The 19,307-nt window shown below is 68.5% G+C and carries 15 protein-coding genes; 8 read left to right on the forward strand and 7 right to left on the reverse strand.

What is annotated here, in order from left to right:
• Positions 1–3: 3 nt before the first annotated feature.
• From ACNR9O_RS07750 to ACNR9O_RS07760, 3 genes are read left to right on the forward strand one after another with little or no spacing between them, the layout of a single operon-like run.
• The gene (locus tag ACNR9O_RS07750; protein ID WP_473681822.1) at positions 4–1,116 is read left to right on the forward strand and encodes a glycosyltransferase family 4 protein; all 1,113 of its coding nucleotides are present in this window, start codon (positions 4–6) and stop codon (positions 1,114–1,116) included.
• Positions 1,113–2,216 (forward strand): glycosyltransferase family 4 protein, encoded by a 1,104-nt coding sequence (locus ACNR9O_RS07755; RefSeq protein WP_473681821.1) that lies wholly within the window; start codon positions 1,113–1,115, stop codon positions 2,214–2,216. Before ACNR9O_RS07750 ends, ACNR9O_RS07755 begins: the two co-directional genes overlap by 4 nt.
• The gene (locus tag ACNR9O_RS07760; RefSeq protein ID WP_473681820.1) at positions 2,216–3,343 is read left to right on the forward strand and encodes an acyltransferase family protein; all 1,128 of its coding nucleotides are present in this window, start codon (positions 2,216–2,218) and stop codon (positions 3,341–3,343) included. Before ACNR9O_RS07755 ends, ACNR9O_RS07760 begins: the two co-directional genes overlap by 1 nt.
• Before the next feature lie 45 nt (positions 3,344–3,388).
• Here ACNR9O_RS07760 and ACNR9O_RS07765 read toward each other — a convergent pair whose 3' ends face one another.
• Both ACNR9O_RS07765 and ACNR9O_RS07770 read right to left on the reverse strand, forming a co-directional pair.
• Positions 3,389–4,591 (reverse strand): nucleotidyltransferase family protein, encoded by a 1,203-nt coding sequence (locus tag ACNR9O_RS07765; protein ID WP_473700763.1) that lies wholly within the window; start codon positions 4,589–4,591, stop codon positions 3,389–3,391.
• Between the two features lie 175 nt (positions 4,592–4,766).
• On the reverse strand, positions 4,767–6,239 hold the full coding sequence (locus ACNR9O_RS07770) for a B12-binding domain-containing radical SAM protein (RefSeq protein ID WP_473681818.1): 1,473 nt from the start codon (positions 6,237–6,239) through the stop codon (positions 4,767–4,769).
• Between the two features lie 198 nt (positions 6,240–6,437).
• Between ACNR9O_RS07770 and ACNR9O_RS07775 the strand changes: the two genes are divergently transcribed.
• From ACNR9O_RS07775 to ACNR9O_RS07785, 3 genes are all read left to right on the forward strand, one after another.
• The gene (locus tag ACNR9O_RS07775; RefSeq protein ID WP_473681817.1) at positions 6,438–7,490 is read left to right on the forward strand and encodes a hypothetical protein; all 1,053 of its coding nucleotides are present in this window, start codon (positions 6,438–6,440) and stop codon (positions 7,488–7,490) included.
• Between the two features lie 5 nt (positions 7,491–7,495).
• A complete protein-coding gene (locus ACNR9O_RS07780; RefSeq protein WP_473681816.1) occupies positions 7,496–9,178 on the forward strand; it encodes an ATP-binding cassette domain-containing protein in 1,683 nt (560 codons plus the stop codon).
• 214 nt (positions 9,179–9,392) lie between these two features.
• A complete protein-coding gene (locus tag ACNR9O_RS07785) occupies positions 9,393–10,556 on the forward strand; it encodes an alginate export family protein (RefSeq protein ID WP_473681815.1) in 1,164 nt (387 codons plus the stop codon).
• On the opposite strand, the gene ACNR9O_RS07790 is transcribed toward ACNR9O_RS07785, so the two are convergent.
• The gene (locus ACNR9O_RS07790; RefSeq protein ID WP_473681814.1) at positions 10,544–10,765 is read right to left on the reverse strand and encodes a hypothetical protein; all 222 of its coding nucleotides are present in this window, start codon (positions 10,763–10,765) and stop codon (positions 10,544–10,546) included. The two genes, ACNR9O_RS07785 and ACNR9O_RS07790, sit on opposite strands and share 13 nt — an antisense overlap.
• 157 nt (positions 10,766–10,922) lie before the next feature.
• Between ACNR9O_RS07790 and ACNR9O_RS07795 the strand changes: the two genes are divergently transcribed.
• Positions 10,923–12,125: an alginate lyase family protein gene (locus ACNR9O_RS07795; RefSeq protein WP_473681813.1), complete on the forward strand. Its 1,203-nt coding sequence runs from the start codon at positions 10,923–10,925 to the stop codon at positions 12,123–12,125.
• Between the two features lie 30 nt (positions 12,126–12,155).
• Here the strand turns inward: ACNR9O_RS07795 and ACNR9O_RS07800 are convergent, their stop codons facing one another.
• A complete protein-coding gene (locus ACNR9O_RS07800; RefSeq protein ID WP_473681812.1) occupies positions 12,156–13,256 on the reverse strand; it encodes an AraC family transcriptional regulator in 1,101 nt (366 codons plus the stop codon).
• Between the two features lie 201 nt (positions 13,257–13,457).
• Between ACNR9O_RS07800 and ACNR9O_RS07805 the strand changes: the two genes are divergently transcribed.
• Entirely contained in the window at positions 13,458–15,770 is a 2,313-nt protein-coding gene (locus ACNR9O_RS07805) for a winged helix-turn-helix domain-containing protein (RefSeq protein WP_473681811.1), read from the forward strand.
• Between the two features lie 369 nt (positions 15,771–16,139).
• On the opposite strand, the gene ACNR9O_RS07810 is transcribed toward ACNR9O_RS07805, so the two are convergent.
• The 3 genes from ACNR9O_RS07810 to ACNR9O_RS07820 all read right to left on the reverse strand — a co-directional run bounded on the left by ACNR9O_RS07810 (position 16,140) and on the right by ACNR9O_RS07820 (position 19,032).
• Complete coding sequence (locus tag ACNR9O_RS07810) at positions 16,140–16,568, reverse strand: response regulator (RefSeq protein ID WP_473681810.1); 429 nt, start codon at positions 16,566–16,568, stop codon at positions 16,140–16,142.
• Between the two features lie 255 nt (positions 16,569–16,823).
• On the reverse strand, positions 16,824–17,396 hold the full coding sequence (locus ACNR9O_RS07815) for a WD40/YVTN/BNR-like repeat-containing protein (protein WP_473681809.1): 573 nt from the start codon (positions 17,394–17,396) through the stop codon (positions 16,824–16,826).
• Positions 17,302–19,032: a WD40/YVTN/BNR-like repeat-containing protein gene (locus ACNR9O_RS07820; RefSeq protein WP_473681808.1), complete on the reverse strand. Its 1,731-nt coding sequence runs from the start codon at positions 19,030–19,032 to the stop codon at positions 17,302–17,304. The genes ACNR9O_RS07815 and ACNR9O_RS07820 overlap by 95 nt, the downstream gene beginning before the upstream one ends.
• Positions 19,033–19,307: the final 275 nt, after the last annotated feature.

Genomic DNA, 19,307 nt, shown 5'->3' on the forward strand with positions numbered 1-19,307 from the left:
TCTGTGCACGTCGCCCAGCTCAACCTGGTGCCGGCGCCGCCGTCGATCGCGCCGGCGGAGCTGCCCGAGCACTGGCCATCGCTGGCGGACATCGCCGAAGCGGCAGTCGAGGCGGGCGTGCGCGTGTCGGTGGTGCAATGCGCGGTGCGCGAAGTGAGCTTTCTGCGTCGCGGCATCGATTACCACTTCATGCCGTTGTATGGCCCGGACGCGCCGCGCCGGCTGGCCGCGCGACTGGCCGGGCTGGGCGTGGACCTGGCGCACGTGCACGGGCTGGATTTCGCGCCGCAGGCGCATGCGCTGGCCGCGCGCCTGCCATGGCTGCCGATCCTGCTGCAGGACCACGCCAATCGTCCGCCGCGCTGGTGGCGCCGCGCACGCTGGCGGCGCTGGTACGCGGCGGCATCGGCGGTGAGCTTCACCTCGATGGCACTAGCGCAGCCGTTCCTCGATGCGGGCCTGTTCGCGCCGTCGACGCGCGTGTTCGCCATCCCCGAATCGAGCAGCCGCTTCACGCCGGGCGACCGCGCGGCGGCGCGAGCGGCGACGGGGCTGCATGGCGATCCCTGCGTGCTGTGGATCGGCCACCTGGATGCCAACAAGGATCCGCTGACCTTGCTGGACGGCGTGGCGCTGGCCGCGCGGCGATTGCCGGGGCTGCGCCTGTGGTGCGCATTCGGCCAGGCGCCGCTGCTGGGCGCGGTACGCGCGCGCATCGCGCGCGATGCGGACCTGGCCGGAAGGGTGGAATTGCTCGGCCGTGTGCCGCATGCGCAGGTGGAAAGCCTGCTGCGCGCCGCCGACCTGTTCGTCTCCGCGTCGCGGCGGGAAAGCTGCGGCTATGCCGCGCTGGAGGCCATGGCCTGCGGCGTGACGCCGGTACTTGCCGACAACCCCGCGTTCCGTGCGCTCACCGGCGACGGCCGCATCGGTCGCCTGTGGCCGGCCGGCGATGCGCTGCGGCTGGCCGAGGCGCTGGAAGCCGCTGCCCTCCATGCTCCGGCGTCCGCGCAGGTGCGCGCGCATTTCGATGCGACGCTATCGCTTCGCGCGGTGGGCGAGCGCTGGGCGCAGGCCTATGCGCAGATCCACGCCGCGCGGCGGAGGGCGGCATGAAGCTCGCGCTGGTAGTGCCCGGCGGCGTGGATTGCAGCGGCGAATACCGGGTGATCCCGGTGCTGCTGAGCCTGATCGCGCATCTGGCGCGCCGCCACGAAGTGCATGTGTTCGCGCTGCGGCAGGAAGCAGCGCCAGGGCGCTGGGAGCTGCGCGGCGCGACGGTTCACAACATCGGTGACGGCTGGACCCGGCCGCGCGCGATCGCGGCGATCCTGCGCGAGCATCGGCGCGCACCGTTCGATGCCGTGCAGGCGATCTTCTCCGGCCATTGCAGCCTGGTGGCGATCGCCGCCGCGCGGCTGCTGCGGCGGCCGGGACTGGTGCACATCGCCGGTGGCGAACTGGTGGCGCTGCCGGCGATCGGTTATGGCGGCCGCCTGCATTGGCGCGGCCGCCTGCGCGAAGCGGCGACCTTGCGCGCCGCCGCGGCTGTCACCGCGGCGAGCGCGCCGATCATCGATGCGCTGCGCGCGCTCGGCCTGGAGGCGGAGCGGTTGCCGCTGGGTGTCGATGTGGCCGAGTGGCCGTCGTCGCCGCCGCGTGCGCGCGCTGCCGGACCCGCCCGCCTGCTGCACGTGGCCAGCCAGAATCGCGTGAAGGATCAGCCCACGCTGCTGCGCGCGTTGGCTGTGCTGGCCCATGCAGGCGTGGATTTCCATCTGGATCTGGTGGGGGTCGATACGCTGGACGGCGCCGTGCCGCGCCTGGCGCAGGAACTGGGTCTGGCCGGGCGCGTGCGCTTCCTCGGTTTCAAGACGCAGCGCGAGCTGCGGCCGTTGATGGACGAGACGGACCTGCTGGTGATGTCTTCGCTGCACGAAGCCGGCCCGCTGGTACTGCTTGAAGCGGCGGTGGCCGGCGTGCCGACGGTCGGCACGGCGGTCGGCCATCTCGCGGAATGGGCCCCCGCGGCTGCGCTGGCCGTGTCGCCCGGCGACTGGGCCGCACTGGCCGGCGCGATAGGGCAGGTGCTTGATGACGATGCGCTGCGCCTGCGGCTTGCGCACGCCGCGCAGCAGCGCGCGCTGCACGAAGACGCCGCATATACCGCGGCGCGTTTCGAGGCGCTGTACCGGCGCGTCGCGGCCGTGCCGTAATGGGCGCGTCGGCGGACAAGCTGGCGTGGATCCAGGCGCTGCGTGGCGTGGCCGCGTCCATGGTGGTGCTGGTGCATAGCCGCAGCATGCTGATGGGCACGGCTCTGGGAAAAAACGTGGCCGACCAGGTACTGCTGCCTATGGCCATGGGCGTGGATCTGTTTTTTCTCATCAGCGGCTTTCTGATGGTGTGGACCACGCGCGACTACGACGGCAGCTGGGCGTATGCGCGCACGTTTCTGCTCAAGCGCTTCGCCAGGATCTGGCCGCTGTTCGCGGTGATGACGCTGGTGGCGTTGCTGGTGGAGCATGGCCTTCGCGGCCTGTTCGATCGCTCCGTGCTGCCTGCGTATCTGGAAGGGCTGGCCTTCGTGCCGCACGATCCGGCGGCATCGGGCATCTACTTCCGGATGGCCGTCGGCGTGGCCTGGACGCTGTGCTTCGAGTGGTACTTCTACCTGGTGTTCGCCGCGGCGATGCTGTGCGGCCGCTGGCGCTATGTGGCCATGGCGTCCTGGTTCGCACTGACGCTGCTGGCGATACCGCTGCTGCGCGGCGGCTACACGCTGGATGTGGCTGCGCAGCCGCTGGTGGCGTGGTCGCGTTACGCCAACCTCGCGGTCAATCCGATCGTGTGGGATTTCGTCGCCGGCATGGCGGCGGGGTGGCTCTATGGGTCGCGGATCGAGATCCGGTCGGCCTGGAAGATCCGGGCCGCTGTCGCGATAGCCCTTGTGCTGCTGCTGGCGAGCCGGGATAGGTTTGGCATGCTGGATTTCTTCGGCCCGCGAGGATGGTGCGCGCCGTTGGCGATCGTGTTCGCCGGGCTCGTGCTGCTGGCGAAGGCGGGGGCACTGAAGGTGCCTCGGTGGTCGGTGTGGCTGGGCGGGATCTCCTATTCGCTGTATCTGGTGCACGTCTACGTGTTCGTGCTCTTGCAGCGCGCCGCGACGGCGATCGGGCTGGCGCACCCTGCCTTCGAGATCACGCTGTTCGTGCTGCGTCCCGCCGTCGCCGTGGCTTGTGCGTGGATGGTGTTTCGCTACGTGGAGTCGCCGCTGTCGGCGTGGCTGCGACGGCGTTTGTCGGGTGAACCTCTCGCCCGGGGTGTGAAGCTGGCGACGTAACGGCGCAGGTCGGGGTTCGCCTTTGGCTCACCACAACCTGCGGCGCTAATCCGTCGCCTCCAACGCCGCGCGAACCACATACAGCGTGTCCATCCGCGGCACCGCATGCATCAGTCGCGTCAACATCCGGCGACGTTGCGATTGGGTGACCCACGACTGGCCTTGCAGCCACAGCTGAGTGCGCACCATGTCCTTGCGCTCGCGCTCGATCTCGCCATCGGGCCGCAGGCGGCGCTTGAGGTAGCGCGCGACTTCACCCGCGCTGCGCGACCATTCGATCCCCGGCATGGCCTGCAGCCACAGGTGGGAGCAGGACACGCGGGTGAGGGTCTGTCGCCGCGAGACCAGGCGCAGCCAGTGCGGGCAGTCCTGCCGCGCGCGCTGCAGCACCGCGGCGGGAATCGCGTTGCGGTAATAGCGGGCGACCAGGCGCAGCACCGGCCACGCCCACCATGGCGGGCCGGCGGCCCACAGCGTTTCCCAGTCGGTGGCGCTCATGCGCGCGGCGAGCAGGGCGATGTCGTTGAGATGGAGCAGGCGCAGCGTGCGCGCGCAGACATTGCCCGCGGCGTGCAGCAGCAGATGGCCCATCAGCGCGCCGTTGGTCGGATAGGGGTTGAGGCCTGGGCGAGGCTTGGCGGGGAAGATCGACGGCGTGATGTCCACGATGGATACCGGCAGGCGTTCGTGGATGCGCGTGTGCAGCTCGATATTGATGGGCGTGTCGCGATGCTCGCCCAGGCCGCTGACCGGCGTGCCTTCCGCCGGCTTGTACACGCGATGCTTCCACACCACGAAGGTGCATACGTAGCCCAGGCCGCGCAGCAGCGTATCCATGCGCTCGAGGTCGCTCCCGCGCACCAGCAGGTCGATGTCGGCCATGGGCCGGTCGCCCGGCGTGTACAGGCCGATGGCGTGCAGCGCGGCACCTTTGAGCGCCATCGTGGGCAGGTGCATGTCGCGCGCCGCCACATCGATGCGGCGCAGCAGCGCTTCGATACGCTCGTGCCGTTCGGCCACGTGGCTGCGCTGCTCGCCGAGAAAGCGCCGCCATGGCAGCAGCTGCCAGGTGGAGAAGCGCTCCAGCAGCGGCGCGACGCCGTGCGCGGCCGCGGCCGCTGCGGCGAGGCGCCATTCCAGTGGGCTCCATGGCGGCAGCACGCCACCAGGGCGCACCAGCGCCAGCTCTTCGGCCAGCGCCTCGGTGGCGCGAGAGAGGCCGGCGCGGAGGGTTTTGAGCGGGGGCAGGGTGGTGGACATGAGGTTCTCTTGCGTTCGAGTTGAAAGCTGGCCGCCACCTGTCCCTCTCCCCTCCGGGGAAAGGGTTGGGGTGAGGGGCCGGGCGGAGCGGGGCGCGGAAGTTCGCTACAAGCTCAACAGCTTTTCTTCGCCCTGCAGCGGCGCTTTCTCGAGCACCCGCCCCTCATCCGGCTGCCGCCACTTTCTCCCCGGAGGGGAGAAGGATCTCCACGTCGGCCGGCGTCGCATCCGGGCGGCGATAGCGCATCTCCTCCGCCATCAGCGCGTCCCATCGCTGGTCCAGCGTCGCCAGTCCCGCCTCGTCGCGCGCCACCTGCATCACCACCTGCTCATGCAGCAGATCGCGCACGCTCCGGTAGAACTCCGACTCATAGGCGCCGCGGAACATCATCGCGAGGTCGTTGCTTTCCTCCCAATGCGTCTTCTTGCCCAGCTGCGCCTTCACCTGCTCGTAGAACTTCGTGCCGGGCAACGGATACGACACGCTCACGCCGATGTCATCCGGTGCGGCCTGCGCGAGCAGCGCGCGCGTGGCCTGGATGTCTTCCAGCCGTTCGCCGAGGTAGCCAAGCTGCACGAAGAAACCCACGCGGATGCCATGGCGGCCGAAGCGCTCGCGCGCGGCGATCAGTTCGGCCACGGTGGTGCCCTTGTTCATCCTGTCCAGTACTTGCTGGCTGCCGCTCTCGGCGCCGATCCAGGCCTCCGCGCAGCCGGCTCTGGCCAGTGCGGCGACCATGCGTTCGCTGGACAGGTCCGCGCGCGTCTGGATGGTGAATGGCACCGAGCCGTCGGCGGCGCGCAGGTGGTCGGCGAACGCCTCCACCCAATGCACGTGGAAGCCGAAGATGTCGTCGGCCATCCATACGTGGTCCGGACGGAAGGCGCGCTTGAGATGGGTCATTTCCGCCGCGACGTCGGCCGGACCGCGCTGCTTGTAGTGGTTGCCCCAGATCGGCTTGGCACACCAGTGGCAGCGGAACGGACAGCCGCGCGAGGCGGCCATGTTGAGGCTGAAATAGCCATGGCGCTCGCGCCACAGCGCACGGTAGCGCTCGATCTCGACCAGATCCCAGGCCGCCAGGCCGGCCAGGCGCGGGTCGGGCGGTTGCGCGCCGATACGTAGCGGCCGCGTGCCGCTTTCTGCCGGCGTGGCCACTCCAGGGATGTTCGTCGTCGACGTGGCGGCAAGGCCTTCGCGGTCCCAGCGTTCGACCAGTTGCAGCAGCGCGTCGATGCCTTCGCCCAGCAGCACCGCATCGGCGCCGGCGGCGAGAAAGGCTTCCGGCTGGTCCGAGGCGTCGGAGCCGGCCACGATCACCCGCGCGCCGTGGGCGCGCGCTTCGCCGATCATGCGGCAGGCCGCTTCGCGCATGCGGTTGAGGCACATCTTGGTGAGGTAGTTGAAGTTGTCTTCGTACAGCACCACCACCTGCGGCGCCTGCGCGGACAGCGCGGCCGCGTAATCCTCGACGCCTTCGGCGAGCATGGCGTCGAACAAGCCGACCTGGTGGCCTTGTTCGCGCAACAGCGCCGCCACCTGCAGGGTGGCCAGGGGCGGGTAGGGCTTGCCGCGTTCCCACTGCTTGCGGTCATAGCGCAAAAAGTAGGCGTGGCCGACCTGGATGCTCAGCATGGGTTGAAAGCCTTCTCGTCGCCCTCGGGGCGGGTCACTGCGCCGTTGGTTCCGTCGTCGCTTGGGCGTGAGTGCCGCGATGCGCGGCAACGGTTGCGGCGGCGCTGCATGGCCCGGCGAGGCAACCTTTGGCGGTGCGCGGTGCACTCACCGGCGGATTGGCCACGTCCGGGCCAAGGACCGAGCGGAGTCGCCCGATTGAGTCACGCCGAACCGAATCGCGCCCGGGCGGATGCGCCTTCCGCGCACCGCCACGACGAACGCGCCGATCCCTTCCGCGAGCGGCTGCCGCGCCGGGTATTGCCGCGCAAGCGCATCCTCGGCGCCGACATCCGCTTCGACAGCGACAGCGAGGCATTGCTGTCGCTGGTGGAAACGGCTTATGGCGGATTGCCCGAACATCGCCTTTCGCTCGGCGCGCCGGAGCTGCGCATCGAGTTGCGGCTGGTCTGGCGGGATGGCATGCCGGCCGCCGACGAGCCGCCGCCGGTGCGCGCGCAAGGCGGCGCGGATCTGCTGTGCGGCGTGATGAATGCCTGCAACTACGTCGCGATCGCGCCGGCACAGCAGCAGGCGCTGGTGGTGGTTTCCGCCGACATGCTGGAGCGCCATCCGTATCACGTGCGCTATGAGCTGATCGAGTTCGCCGTGTTCGTGCTGGCCGCGCGAGCACAGGCGCTGGTGCCGCTGCATGGCGCCTGCGTCGGACGCGACGGGCGCGGCCTGCTGCTGCTCGGCGCGAGCGGCGCGGGCAAATCGACGCTCGCCCTGCATGCCTGGCTGCGCGGCCTGGCTTTTCTCGCCGAGGACGCCGTGTTCGTGCAGCCGGATACGCTGCTCGCTACGGGAGTGGGCAATTATCTGCACGTGAAGGATGACGCGTTGCGTTTCGTGGTGGATGCGGCCGCGCGCGACTGGATCCGTACATCGCCGGTCATCTGCCGGCGCAGCGGCGTGGCGAAGTACGAAGCGGACTTGCGCCACGGCGCGGGCATGCTGGCCGCGGCGCCGCTCAAGCTGGCGGGCGTGGTCATGCTGAGCGAGCGCATGGCGGACGATCCGTCGCGGCTGCTGCGGCGATTGCCGGCGGACGATGTGCCGCGGCTGCTGTCGGCCGACCAGCCCTACGCGGCCGCGCAGCCGGGCTGGGATCGCTTCAGCTTCGCCTGCCTCGCGTTGGGCGTGCATCGCCTGGAACGCGGGCGCCATCCCGACGATGCGGTGGCCGCGTTGTCGGCGCTGCTGGATTGAGCGGCATGCGCGCTGCCTCCGTGCTGGAACGCATCCTGCCGGCCGTCTTCGCCGGCACCATCGCGCGGCGGCATGCGTGGCGGATCGCGTTCTACGTCGCGCTGTCGCTGGGCTCGGCGCTGGTCGGCAGCGCCGCGGCGATGCTGATGGTGCCGCTGGTCAATCTCGGCGGCGGGCAGGCGGCGCCGTTCGGCAGCATCGAACGGCAGGCGCTGGTGTTCTTCGTCGCCGTGGCGCTGCTGGCGCTGCTGCGCTGGCTGTCCTCGCGTGTCGCCGCGCTGCTGGTGAGTGGCTATGGCGCCGATCTGCGACGGCGCGTGCACGCGCGGCTGATCCATGCGCCGCTCGCCGCGCTGGCCGATGCGAGTTCGGCCGAGGTGGCGAACGTGCTTACCTATAACGTGGAGATCATGGTGCAAGGCTTCAGCGGCCTGTTGCAGCTGTGGGTGGCGGGGCTGACCTGCGCGATCAGTCTGGCCATCGCGTTCTGGATCTCGCCGTGGCTGCTGCTGGCGGTACCGCTGCTGGCGCTGGCCGGCGTGGCGGTATCGCGTTCGCGCGGACAGGAGCAGGCGCAGGTGAGCCGTGCCTATGTGGCCGATATGACGCGGCTGTTCTGGCTGAGCGAGGATTTTCCGCGGCGCCTGCGGCATATCCGTTCGTTCGGCCGCGAGGCGGCGGAGCGCGCCGCTTATGGCGATATCTCGGCCCGGCTCGCGCGCGGCTACGAGCGTCAGCTGGACATGCAATCCTCCGGCCGCCTGCTGCTGGAGCTGCTGGCCGGCGGCGGCATCGCGGCGATGTTCGTGCTGGCGCATCGCAGCCACGGCAGCGCGCAGACGTCGCTGATCGCGGTGAGCCTGCTGCTGGGGCGTCTGCTGCCGTATCTGCTGTCGACGCGGCAGAGCTTTCGCCAGCTGCGTTCGGCGGTCGCAGCGTTCGAGTTGTGGCGGCGCTACATGGCGATCGACGGCGAACGCGAAGCGCTCGGGCCCGTGGCGCGCAAGCGCGGCGCGGCGACTATCCATATCGAACACATCCGCCGGCGCCTGTCGCCCGGCGGCGTCGACGTGCGCGATCTGCCGCTCGTGCCCGGTGAGCTGACCCTGATCGGCGGCGATTCGGGCGCGGGCAAGAGCAGCCTGGCCGACGTGCTGGCGGGCATGATCGCGCCCGACGAATTCGTTGCGTACGTCGAAGGGCGTGCCTTGTCGTTCGAGGCATACCGCCGCTTGATCCGTCATGGCGCCTATGTCAGCCAGCATGTGCGCCCGTGGCAGGCCACGGTGCGCGACTGCCTGCGCTGGGCCGATGCGCAGGCGAGCGAAGCGGCGATGCGCGCGGCGCTTGCCGACGTTGGCCTGGAGCAGCGCCTGCACGCAGGCGGGCAGGGACTCGATACCGAGCTGCGCGGCAGCGCGAGCCAGCTCTCCGGCGGCGAGCTGCAACGCCTGTTGCTGGCCCAGGTGCTGCTGCGCAAGCCGTTCCTTGCCCTGCTCGACGAATCCACCGGCGCGCTGGATGCCGCCTCCGAGCTGGCCGTGCTGCGCACGCTCAAGCAGCGACTGCCCGCCACGATCTTCGTGGTGATCTCGCATCGCCCCGGCGTGGCGGCGATCGCGGATCGCCATCTGACGATCGGGCAGGGTGACGTCCATACATCGCGACACCAGCGGACCGCCATATAACCCGAAATGATTAGTCGTCCGACGCGCTTCATCGCGCATGCGGCACGTGTTCCCGTGGCAAGATCCGGATCGATGACGCCCGCCGATCCGCCGTATGTGCGAAACGATGTCGCACGCCGTGTCCGGCCGAGGCCCAAACAACGCCTGGGAGGAAAGGATGACGGGAAAACGGTGGCGCGCACGCATGGGCATGTTCGGTGGCATGTTGGGGGCCATGTCTGCATGGGCGGGTGAGGCGCCGGCCGAAAGCGAGCTTTATCTGGATCTGCGTTATCGCTACGGCAACTTGCATTCGGACGCCAAGCCCAGGCGTGGACATGCCAATACCGTGCGCGCGCAGCTGGGCTATCGGTGGGCGATCGGCGATGGCTGGAGCGTCTACGGCGAAGGCACGCGCGTGTGGCGGCTGTTCGGCGAGCAGTACGACGATACCTCCGGACGGCGCACGCCTTATCCGGCTGAAGCCGACCCGGCGGCGACCACGCTGACCAATGCATGGATCGGCTATCGCGGCGGGCGTTTCGGATTCCGCGCCGGACGTCAGTACGTGCGTCTGGATAACGGTCGCTTCTTCAGCAACAACCCGTGGCGGCAGACCCAGCAGTCGTTCGACGGCGCCAACTTCGCCTGGACGCTACGGCAAGGGACCGAGCTGAGCTACTACTGGCTGGGCCGGGTCAATCGTACGGTCGGCGCCGATTTTCCCGATCGCGACCAGCGCCGGTGGAAGTTGAACACGCATCTGCTGCACGTGGACCAGGCCTTGCCGCTGGGCAAGCTCGCCGCCTACGGCTATTTCGTGCGCAACGATACGCGGCCAGTCAACTCGGTGCGCACCCTCGGTGTGCGCTGGACCGGAACCAGGACATTCGCGGTCGACGGAGGCACCCTGGGCTGGACGGCGGAACTCGCCCGCCAGCACGACTATGCCAACCAGCCCGCGCGTTTCAGCCTCGGCTATCACCTGGCCGAAGTCAGCTACGGCTACAAGCCGTTGTCGGCGAAGCTGGGCGAGGAGCGGCTGGACGGCAACGGCACCACGGCGTTCAACGTGGCCTATGGCGCGGTGCGCGGCTTCAATGGCTGGGTGGTCGCCTTCCGCCTTCCGCCGCAGGGATTGCGCGAGCGCTACGCCGGTGTGTACGGCGCCGTGCCGGGCACGCCCAGGCTCAGCTGGCAGATGACCTATCGCCGTTTCACACCGGTGCGCGCCGGCTCCTCGCTCGGTCATGAGCTGGATGCCGGCGTGCTGCTGGATATGGGGCGCGGCCTGAGTTTCGAAATGCAATACGGCGACTACCGCGCCGGCAGTCACGGCGTGGACGAGCGGAAGCTCTGGTTGATAGCGCAGTATCGCTACGGCCATCAGCCGAAGTAGGGCGCTGTCTCGTTCGGAGCAGCGTCACGATGCCTGCCTGAAATCGCGTTGCCCGCGCGCACGGAGAAAAACGGTCCGACGCCGCGATCGAAGACGACTTGCGAAGCCTCGCGCGCATCCGCGCAGGCGATGATCGTCGCCGTCGACGCCGGGCTCTGCGCTACCTTCGAAGCGCCTTGTGCGCCATGGGTCAAAAGGCCGATCGGCAAGTCATTCCGGGCCAAAGATTTGCGCCTGGCGTCGAAAGAAAATGCCTGTGTGAACGATCTCCGCATTCGCGTCGCCGGAGGACGCGTATGCGCGCCGAAAACGAGTAAAAAGGCGCGGTCGCCAGCTGGCGACGAAGGCTTGAGAGGTGAATGCGGTATGCGGTTTGAAATGTTTCGCGGACGGCGCAAGGCGGCATTCGCGGCGCGTCTGCTGGCGGCGGCTCTCGCTGCGGGTGCCGGTGCGCAGGCCCGTGCCGAAGCTTCGACTTTCGTCCATCCCGGCCTGCTGCACACCGAGCAGGATTTCGCGCGGATGGCCGCCAAGGCGAAGCAGGGCGCGCAGCCGTGGAGCGAAGGGTGGCAGAAGCTGATCGACAATCGCCATGCGTCGCTGGCGTGGACGCCGCGCGCGCAGAGCATGGTGTATCGCGGTCGCGATGGCACGCACGCCGAGAACTATCCGGTGCTGTATAACGATGCCGCTGCCGCGTACGCCCTGGCCTTGCGCTGGCGCATCTCGGGCGACAAGGACTACGCGGACAAGGCGGTCGAGGTGCTCAATGCGTGGTCGTCGACGCTCACCGGCATCGGTGGCAGTTCGGACCGGTTTCTCGCCTTGGGCATCTATGGTTACCAGCTGGCCAACGCAGGCGAAATGCTGCGCGACTACCGCGGCTGGAAGCCGGCGGATTTCAGCCGGTTCCAGCACATGATGCTCACCGTGTTCTATCCGATGAACCACGATTTCCTGGTCCATCACAACGGCGCCAGGATCGATCACTACTGGGCGAACTGGGATCTGGCCAACATGAGCAGCATGCTCGCCATCGGCGTGCTTGCCGATCGCCACGACATCTATCAGGAAGCGGCCGAATACTTTCGCCATGGCGCCGGCAATGGCGCCATCGAACATGCGGTATGGAAGCTCTACGACGGCGGCATCGGCCAGTTGCAGGAGAGCGGGCGCGACCAGGGGCACTCCATGCTCGACGTGGCCCTGCTGGGCGTGTTCTGCCAGATGGCCTGGAGCCAGGGCGACGACTTCTTCGGTTACGAGGACAACCGGGTGCTCAAAGGCGCGGAATATGCCGCTCGCTACAGCCTGGGCGAGAACGTGCCTTACACCAGCTACAGCAACAGCGATGTCACCCAGCCGGAGATTTCTCCCGGGGCTCGCGGCGACACGCGGCCGGTGTGGGAGCTGATCTATAACCACTATGTGGTGCTGAAGGGATTGAAGTCGCCCGCCGTGCAGGCGTTCGCCGCGAAGGTGCGGCCGGAAGGCGGCGGTGGTGACTACGGCCCGAACAGTGGCGGCTTCGACCAGCTCGGTTACGGCACGCTGACCTATACGCGCTGAAGGCGCGCTTCGGCGGGCGGCATCGCGACATTACGCCGCGATGCCGCAGTCGCAGGGTTTACCGGGCCCCATGGCGATCGCCGGTTGTCGCAGCAGCGCGAGCTTGACGTGCTGCGCGCGATAGGCGCCCGGCGCCTTGCCGGTCCAGCGCCGGAAAGCCCGCGCGAAGTTGGCCTGGTCGGTGTAGCCCACCATGGCGGCGATGTCTTCGATGCGCAGCGACGGATTGGCCATGGCGCGCAGCGCTGCGTGCTTGCGCGCGTCATCGACGACCGCCCGATAGCTGCGGCCTTCTTCCTGCAGGCGGCGCTTCAAGGTGCGGGTGGACACACATAGCGCCCTGGCCGCCTCTTCGATGGGCATCGGTGCGTCGAGGCGCCGTTCGAGCAGGCGCTCCACGCGCCCGACCCAATCGCCTGGCTGCCTGGCCCGGACGTGTTCGAGTTCGCATTGCTGGAGCAACACACTCAGGACAGCCGCATGTCCGGTGGCGATGGCGGCGTTCAAGGCGGTCGACGGTACGAGAAGCCGGGGCTGGGATGAGGTCACCGCCATCGGCGGGAGCCTGGCGCCATCGGTCGCCGGGGCGAAGCGTGACAGCATGCGCGCCGGCAGCTGGAGTTTGAGCGCGCAAAGCGGCACCCCGGCAAGCAGCTCGCCGAGGCGCAGGGTGAAAGCCACGAACCGATCCATGGCGACGATCCGGCCGGGCAGGTCCGGATGGAGGTCGTGGATGGTCAGTTCCAGCCGGTCCGCGGTAACGGCCTGGCGGATCTCGAATCCGCCGGCCAGGGTCGGAGCGAAGCGGATCCACAGCTTGAGGGCCTCGCCGAGCGTGGCGCAGCTCATCAGGGCGTAACCCAGTACGCCGTGGTCGAGGATGCGGGCCGCGAAGCCGGCGGCATAGCCGAGTCCGGGCGCGAAGCCCCATTCCTCGGCTCGCGCGCAGAGCTGGCCGTCGATGCGCAGAGGTATCGTCCCGTCGCTGCCGGCGCGCAGGATGTCGCGCTCCAGCTCCGCCCATACCTGGGACGCGCGTGGCAGGCGCGCGGCGACCAGCCGGTGCAGGGTCAGGGCATGCGTAACAGGTATCAGCAGTCGCTCCGGCGACATGGGCGACATGGGCGTCATGTGAGCTGCAATCCCTCGGTGCGGGGATGGGCGCGCCAGTCTTTGGTGTCGTCGCCGGAGCGGCATTCGCGAGCGATGCTCGCGCCATGCATTTTCTATGTGGCGGCGTTTTTGAGAGTCGTGTCAGCGACTTGGAGAGAGGTTCGGGCGCGTCCGGCGGGCCGGTTCGGCGTTGCGCGAAGGCGGCCGTATCATGTGCCGATGGGGAAAACAGTTTATATCTTCGGCCACTTTCGCCTGGATCCATTGGCGCGCGAACTGCGTCGGAGCGGCGAGGCGATCACGCTGCCCGCGAGCGCATTCGACTGCCTGGTCTATCTGGTCGAGCACCGCGAACGCCCGGTCGGCAAGGACGAATTGATCGCTGCCGTCTGGGGCCGCGCCGAGGTCAGCGACAATCTGCTGGCTCAGCACATCGTCCGTTTGCGCCGTACGTTGGACGAGGATGGCTCCTGCATCCGCACCGTGCCGCGGTTCGGCTACCACTGGGTTGCGGCGACGGCGGTCGAGTGTCCGCGGTCCGAGCCGGACGATGCGGCCGCGCCTGTCGAGACGCCGCCCGGCCATGGCGAAGCGGCGGCACCCGTCAGGCGCGGCATGCGGTGGCGAATCTGGGCGGGTATCACGGTGCTGGTCGGCGTCGCCTTGCTGGGCGCAGGCTGGTGGTGGCGTGCCGGGCCGGGCGCACGGCATGCCTATGTCAGCCCGATGCCGGAGGCGCTGATCGTCGTGCTGCCGGCCAAGGTCGAGGCCAAGGGCGAATGGAGCTGGTTGCGCTACGGCCTGATGGATATCGTCGCCAATCATCTCAAGGCGGCCGGCATCCGCACCGTGCCCAGCGAAGCGGTGATGGCCATGTACCGCGACAACGACCCCGGTACGAATGAGGGCCAGGTGGCGCGCCGCTTCGACGCGTCCTGGCAGATCGAGCCCTCGGTGGAATCCGTCCAAGGGCGCTGGCGCGTCCGTCTCGGCCTGCGTTCGGACGTGAGCGGCGCCGATAGCGTAGACGCGAGCGACAAGGACGTGCTGGTCGCGGCGAAGCTGGCGTCGAACGCCTTGCTGGGCCGGCTGGGCCGCGCGTCGCCGACCGAAGGGGGCGGGGCGACGCAGCTGGACGACTGGCTGGCCAAGGTGGCCGCGGCGCGCATGGACAACAAGTACGACGAAGCGCAGAAAGTGATCGACAACGTGCCCGCCGCATGGCGCGACGCGCCGAAGGTCGAATACACCCGGGCCTTGCTCGAATGCGATCGCGGCGAGCGCGACGCCTGCGAAAAGCGCCTGCTGGCGCTGCTCGACCGCCTGCGCGGCGACAAGGACCCGCTGCTGCGCGGCGAGGCGATGTACACCTTGGCGATGCGCTACGTCACCGGCGGCCAGGTCGAGAAAGGCGCGCAAACGATGGATGAGGCCATCGGTCTGCTTGAAGCGGGCAAGGGTGGCGACGTTCTTGCCAATGCCTATCTCAATCGGGCGTGGCTGGCGCAGAGCACGGATCAGGTCGATCTGGCGATGACCTATCTGGGCAAGGGGCGCGCCACCTATACGCTCAGCGGCAATATTTATGGCACGGCGCGCGCCGATTTCGACATGGGCCTGATCGCGGCCAGGCAAGGGCAGCTCGACAGCGCGATGACGTTTCTGCAGCGCTCGTACGACCAGTTCTCCCGGTACGGCGCGCGCGCGATGCTGCTGGTGGTGCTCGACGGCATGGCCAGCGTGACCAAGCTGCAGCTGAAATACCGCGACGAACTGGCGATCACCGATCGCTTCTGGCCGGTCAGCCCGGACATCGTGGACGTGCACATGCGCAGGGAGCTGACGCTCGTTCGCGCCATCGCGCTGGCTGATAACGGCCGGGTGACGGAAGCATCCTCGCTGGCCGGCCAGCTCCTGCGCGAGCTCGATCCCAAGGAGGACGAAGCGCTGTTGGCCGAAGTGCCGGAGCTGCTGGCGCAGCTGGCCTATGGCAGTGGCAACGATGCCGAGGCCATCCGCCAGGCCAGGGCGGCGTTGCGCGGAAAGGCGCTGGATCATGCCGAGCGGGCGAACGTCTGGCTCGTGCTTTCGAGGGCGCTGCGCCGCAGCGGCCAGTCGGAGCAGGCCGCCGAAACGATCAGCGAGTTCAAGGCGTGGGCAGGCACGCTGGTCCAGAACGGCGGATGGTTTCTCCTTTACGCCGATCTGGCCGACGCCGAATCCGCCGCCGCCGCCGATCGCGCGCACGGCTTCGAGCGGCTTGCGCCACTGCTGCCGCGCGCGCAGAAGTCCGGCGTTCCGGAACTCATCGTCAGCGTGGGTTACGCCTACGCCAGCGCGCTGCTGCAGGCGGGGCAGGTGAATCAGGCGATGGCGGTAAGCGGCGCCCTGTCGGCCTGGACGCAGGACGATCTGCGCGTCGTGATGCTGGAGGCCAGGATCTACGATGCGCTGGGTCGTGCCGATGCGCGCGACAAGGCGCTGGAGCGCGCACGTTCGCTGGCCGGGGAGCGTGCGCTTCCGTCGCCGTGAGCTTGTCATGCATACGCGCGACCTTGGCCCGTTCCGACATGGCCGATGCGACACCGGCGCACTAACCTGATATCGCCTTGCACGGATTTTCGGTCCGGGATCTCCGCTCCCTCCGGGCCGCCGCGCAGGGCTGGAGCCGCCGACGGCGAGCAACCCTTCGGGGGCTCCTCTTCTTCCAGAACCGTCTGGTCCGCACCGGAGATGGGATGCCCGGAGCGTGTCCGCGTTCAAGCCCTCGCCCCTGGGGACTTCATCGCGGACAGGTTATGCGTGCCGGAAGGCGGCACTCCCCAGGCCATGGGCAGTGCAATGAACCTCCGACTCATTGGCTGTACCGTTTGGCCGGCGATCACTGTCGCCGGCATTTTTTCATGCCGGCACCGGCGGGGCTTGCGGGCCGTCTGGCACGACGTGTTCGCGCGACAGCAGGCGGGCGATGCCGTCGAGCAGGTCATCGATACCGAAGGGTTTGCCCATGAAGATGCTGCCGGTGACGCCTTGCTCGTCCCAGGCCGCTTCCGCATGGCCTGACATGTAGATCACCGGGAGGTCGGCGTGCATGGCTCTGGCCGCGCGCGCCAGGCTCCAGCCGCAGGCGCGCGGCAAGCCGATGTCGGTGATGAGCAGGGCGACATCGACGCCGTTGCGGAGCAGGTCGAGCGCCGCTTCGGCCGAGTCCGCGGTTTTTACGTCGTAGCCGGAGCGGACCAGCAGAAAACACAGCGTGTCGAGCAGGACCTTGCTGTCGTCCACCAGCAGGATCGTGGCGCCGGGCATGGCAGGAGTGTGAGGGCTCATCGATGACACTTTGTGCGGTTATGGCTGCGCGCGAGCGTAGTCATGCCGGCGCGGCGAGCCCACGGAACGGCAGGCCATATGCGTGTCATCCGAGGCCAGCGCGCGGCGATGGCCTCGAATGACCTGCGCCTGTGCTGGCCTGGCCCAGGAGCGTCGCCGTCATGGGCTGCGCCCGCGGTGCGCAGCCGTCATCCATCGCCGCATCTGCCGTCGACGTTCCCGGCCGGCCGCTCGTGCACCGGCCGGGAACGGAGGTCAGTTCGACGAGGTTCCATACAGGATGCCGCGCCCGCTGGCCGGCACCACGTACACGGTGCCGAACGTACGCGGGTCGCCGACCACCAGCGAATAGCCGCCCCACTGGTGCTGGTCGTCATTGATGCGCACCCAGCTCGCGCCGGCATCGGTGGAGCGGAACACGCCCGTCGTACCGCTGACAGTGCCGGCGAGGTAAATCGCCGGATACGAGGTGCCCACGGCCGCCTTGCCGAAGCCGACCGAGATCGCCGAACTCACCGTGGACGATGCGGCGCGCGTCCAGCTCCAGCCGGAATTGGTGCTCCGGTAGAGGCCTGACGACGTGGCCAGCCACAGATCGCCCTGGATGCCGGTGACCGCGCTGGCCTTGCCGTTCGTGGGCAGGCCCGTGGACGAGGCATACCAACTCACGCCTTTGTCCGAACTCGTATAGAACGTGCCCGAAGACGGGTTCCACGCATAGAACAGATTGGCGTTATAGCCGTCCGAAAGCAGCTGTGCCCCCACCGGCAGCATGCTCGACAGCGACGTCCAGCTGTTGCCGTTGTCGGTGGAACGGGAAGGAGCCACGTCGCCGGGCGCCCACACCACCGTGCCGCCATCCGCGGAGACGGCGACCGTGCCGCCGCCTTGCGAAGAACCGGCCTGGTTGGCGAACGGCGTCCAGTTGCTGCCGCCGTCGCTGGACACCGCGCCGAACACACTGCCGCCGGTGCCGACGCGTACCAGCTTCGATGGCGTGTTCTTGGCGAAGTCCACGCCCGTGCCGTTGCTGCACACCGGGTTGGTGAAGGTCGTGGTCGGCGAGGTCGTGAGGCTGGTTGTGCACGAAGCCGCAGACGTCGCCGATGGCGCTGACCAGCGGTGCGCCGCTGGTGGGTGAGGTCAGCCCGAGCACGGCGGTTTCCTCGATGCCGCTGGAGCCCACCGTCCAGTGCGTGGCCTGGCCGCTGTCGGCGGCGGTGAGATCGCGGCTGGCCCAGATGCCGCCGCCGAAGGTGTAGAAGGCGTGCGTCGAATCGAACGGGTCGATCACCGCCTGGCCCCAGTTGCCGAAGCCCGCCTGGGCCTGGCCGCCGGTGATCCACGGCGACAGGCTGGAATCGCGTACCGCCTTGGCGCCCACGTCGGTCCAGGTCGCGCCGGCGTCGGTGCTGCGATACATGGTGTCGGACGGCCACCAGTGGTCCATCGTCATCACGATCAGCGTGCCGGAACGCGCCGGATCGATGGCCAGTCCGCTGAAGCCGGACGGATAGTTGTACGGGTCAGGCGGCGTGATGTTGGTCCAGCTGTCCCAGCCGATGCTGTACTTCCATACCTGGCCGGCGGTCATGCCGTTGGGGCCGGCCGCGTTGCCATAGGTGATGTAGAGGTTGCCGTCCGGTCCGATGAGGCCGCGCTGCGGCATCATGCCGGCGGCGGGCCCGCCGGATACCGGGGTCCAGCTCACGCCGCCGTCGGTGCTCTTGTAGAGCGAGGACGTCGCGGTCTTGGTCGACACGCCGACATAGATTGTCTTGGTCGCCGAACCCTTGCTGCCTGAGGGCTTGTAGAAGGCGACGAAGGCTACGCCCACGCCGCTGCCGTCGCTGGACAGTGCGGGAAAGCCGCTCACTTTGTTCCAGGTGCTGCCGCTGTCGGTGCTCTTCCACAGGCCGTTGGTGTTCGGCTGGGAGGCGTCGTTGAAGGTGCCGTAGAACAAGGTGGAACCGAGGTTGGGGTCGACCTGCAGTTTTTCGCCCGCGTTGCGTCCGTCGACGTTGCCGCCGACGCGGAAGCTCAGCGGATGCGCGGTGAAGCTCGCGCCCTGGTTGGTCGACACCAGCACGGCGCCATTGCTGCCCCACCAGGACTGGGTGTAGAGGCCGGCGACCATGTAGAGCTTCTGCGCGTCGTTGGGATCGATGGCGATGGTCTCGATGCCCATCCCGTTGGAATTGGCCGGCGACGTCCAGTCGTTGAGCGGCACCCATGTCGCGGTGGTCGCGTCATAGCGATAGGCGCCGCCGATGTCGGTGCGGGCGTAGAACAGCCCCGATTGCGCCGGGTGCGCCACGATGCCGTCGACGTAACCGCCGGCGACGATGCGCACGTTGTTCCAGGCGTAGGAGGGTGTGGCGGCATGCGCCGGGGCAGCGGGCAGGGCGACGAGCGCGCTGCCCAGCAGTGTCGCGGCGATGACCTGATGCAGGATTTTGATCATGGCGAGGTATCCGGCTTGTCGATGTGGCGGGCCGCGGGGCGCGTTGTCATCGTCGCGCCGTCGCATGGTTTGCGTCGGTCGGCGATCCGCGCTCCACGCGAGAGGGAGCCAAATCGCCGTGGCTTTCTAGACCAAAGCGGCTTCAGATATCTCGCTGCATCAATTACGTTTTTATATGCACGTGTGCGCACTCTCACGATGCGCGACGCTGGCTCCTGCCGCGTCGGCATCTGTGATGCGGTGCGTGTATCGGGGGAGGGAATTGGCGCTATGTC

The organism is Dyella sp. CR10 (assembly GCF_055814425.1).

What these genes read in the sequence shown, in the direction of transcription:
- ACNR9O_RS07780 (WP_473681816.1), top strand. Translation starts at nt 7,496, where the DNA reads ATGCGCGCTGCCTCCGTGCTGGAACGCATCCTGCCGGCCGTCTTCGCC.
- ACNR9O_RS07755 (WP_473681821.1), top strand. Translation starts at nt 1,113, where the DNA reads ATGAAGCTCGCGCTGGTAGTGCCCGGCGGCGTGGATTGCAGCGGCGAA.
- ACNR9O_RS07760 (WP_473681820.1), top strand. Translation starts at nt 2,216, where the DNA reads ATGGGCGCGTCGGCGGACAAGCTGGCGTGGATCCAGGCGCTGCGTGGC.
- ACNR9O_RS07770 (WP_473681818.1), bottom strand. Translation starts at nt 6,239, where the DNA reads ATGCTGAGCATCCAGGTCGGCCACGCCTACTTTTTGCGCTATGACCGC.
- ACNR9O_RS07795 (WP_473681813.1), top strand. Translation starts at nt 10,923, where the DNA reads ATGCGGTTTGAAATGTTTCGCGGACGGCGCAAGGCGGCATTCGCGGCG.
- ACNR9O_RS07785 (WP_473681815.1), top strand. Translation starts at nt 9,393, where the DNA reads ATGTCTGCATGGGCGGGTGAGGCGCCGGCCGAAAGCGAGCTTTATCTG.
- ACNR9O_RS07820 (WP_473681808.1), bottom strand. Translation starts at nt 19,032, where the DNA reads ATGATCAAAATCCTGCATCAGGTCATCGCCGCGACACTGCTGGGCAGC.
- ACNR9O_RS07805 (WP_473681811.1), top strand. Translation starts at nt 13,458, where the DNA reads ATGGGGAAAACAGTTTATATCTTCGGCCACTTTCGCCTGGATCCATTG.
- ACNR9O_RS07810 (WP_473681810.1), bottom strand. Translation starts at nt 16,568, where the DNA reads ATGAGCCCTCACACTCCTGCCATGCCCGGCGCCACGATCCTGCTGGTG.
- ACNR9O_RS07800 (WP_473681812.1), bottom strand. Translation starts at nt 13,256, where the DNA reads ATGACGCCCATGTCGCCCATGTCGCCGGAGCGACTGCTGATACCTGTT.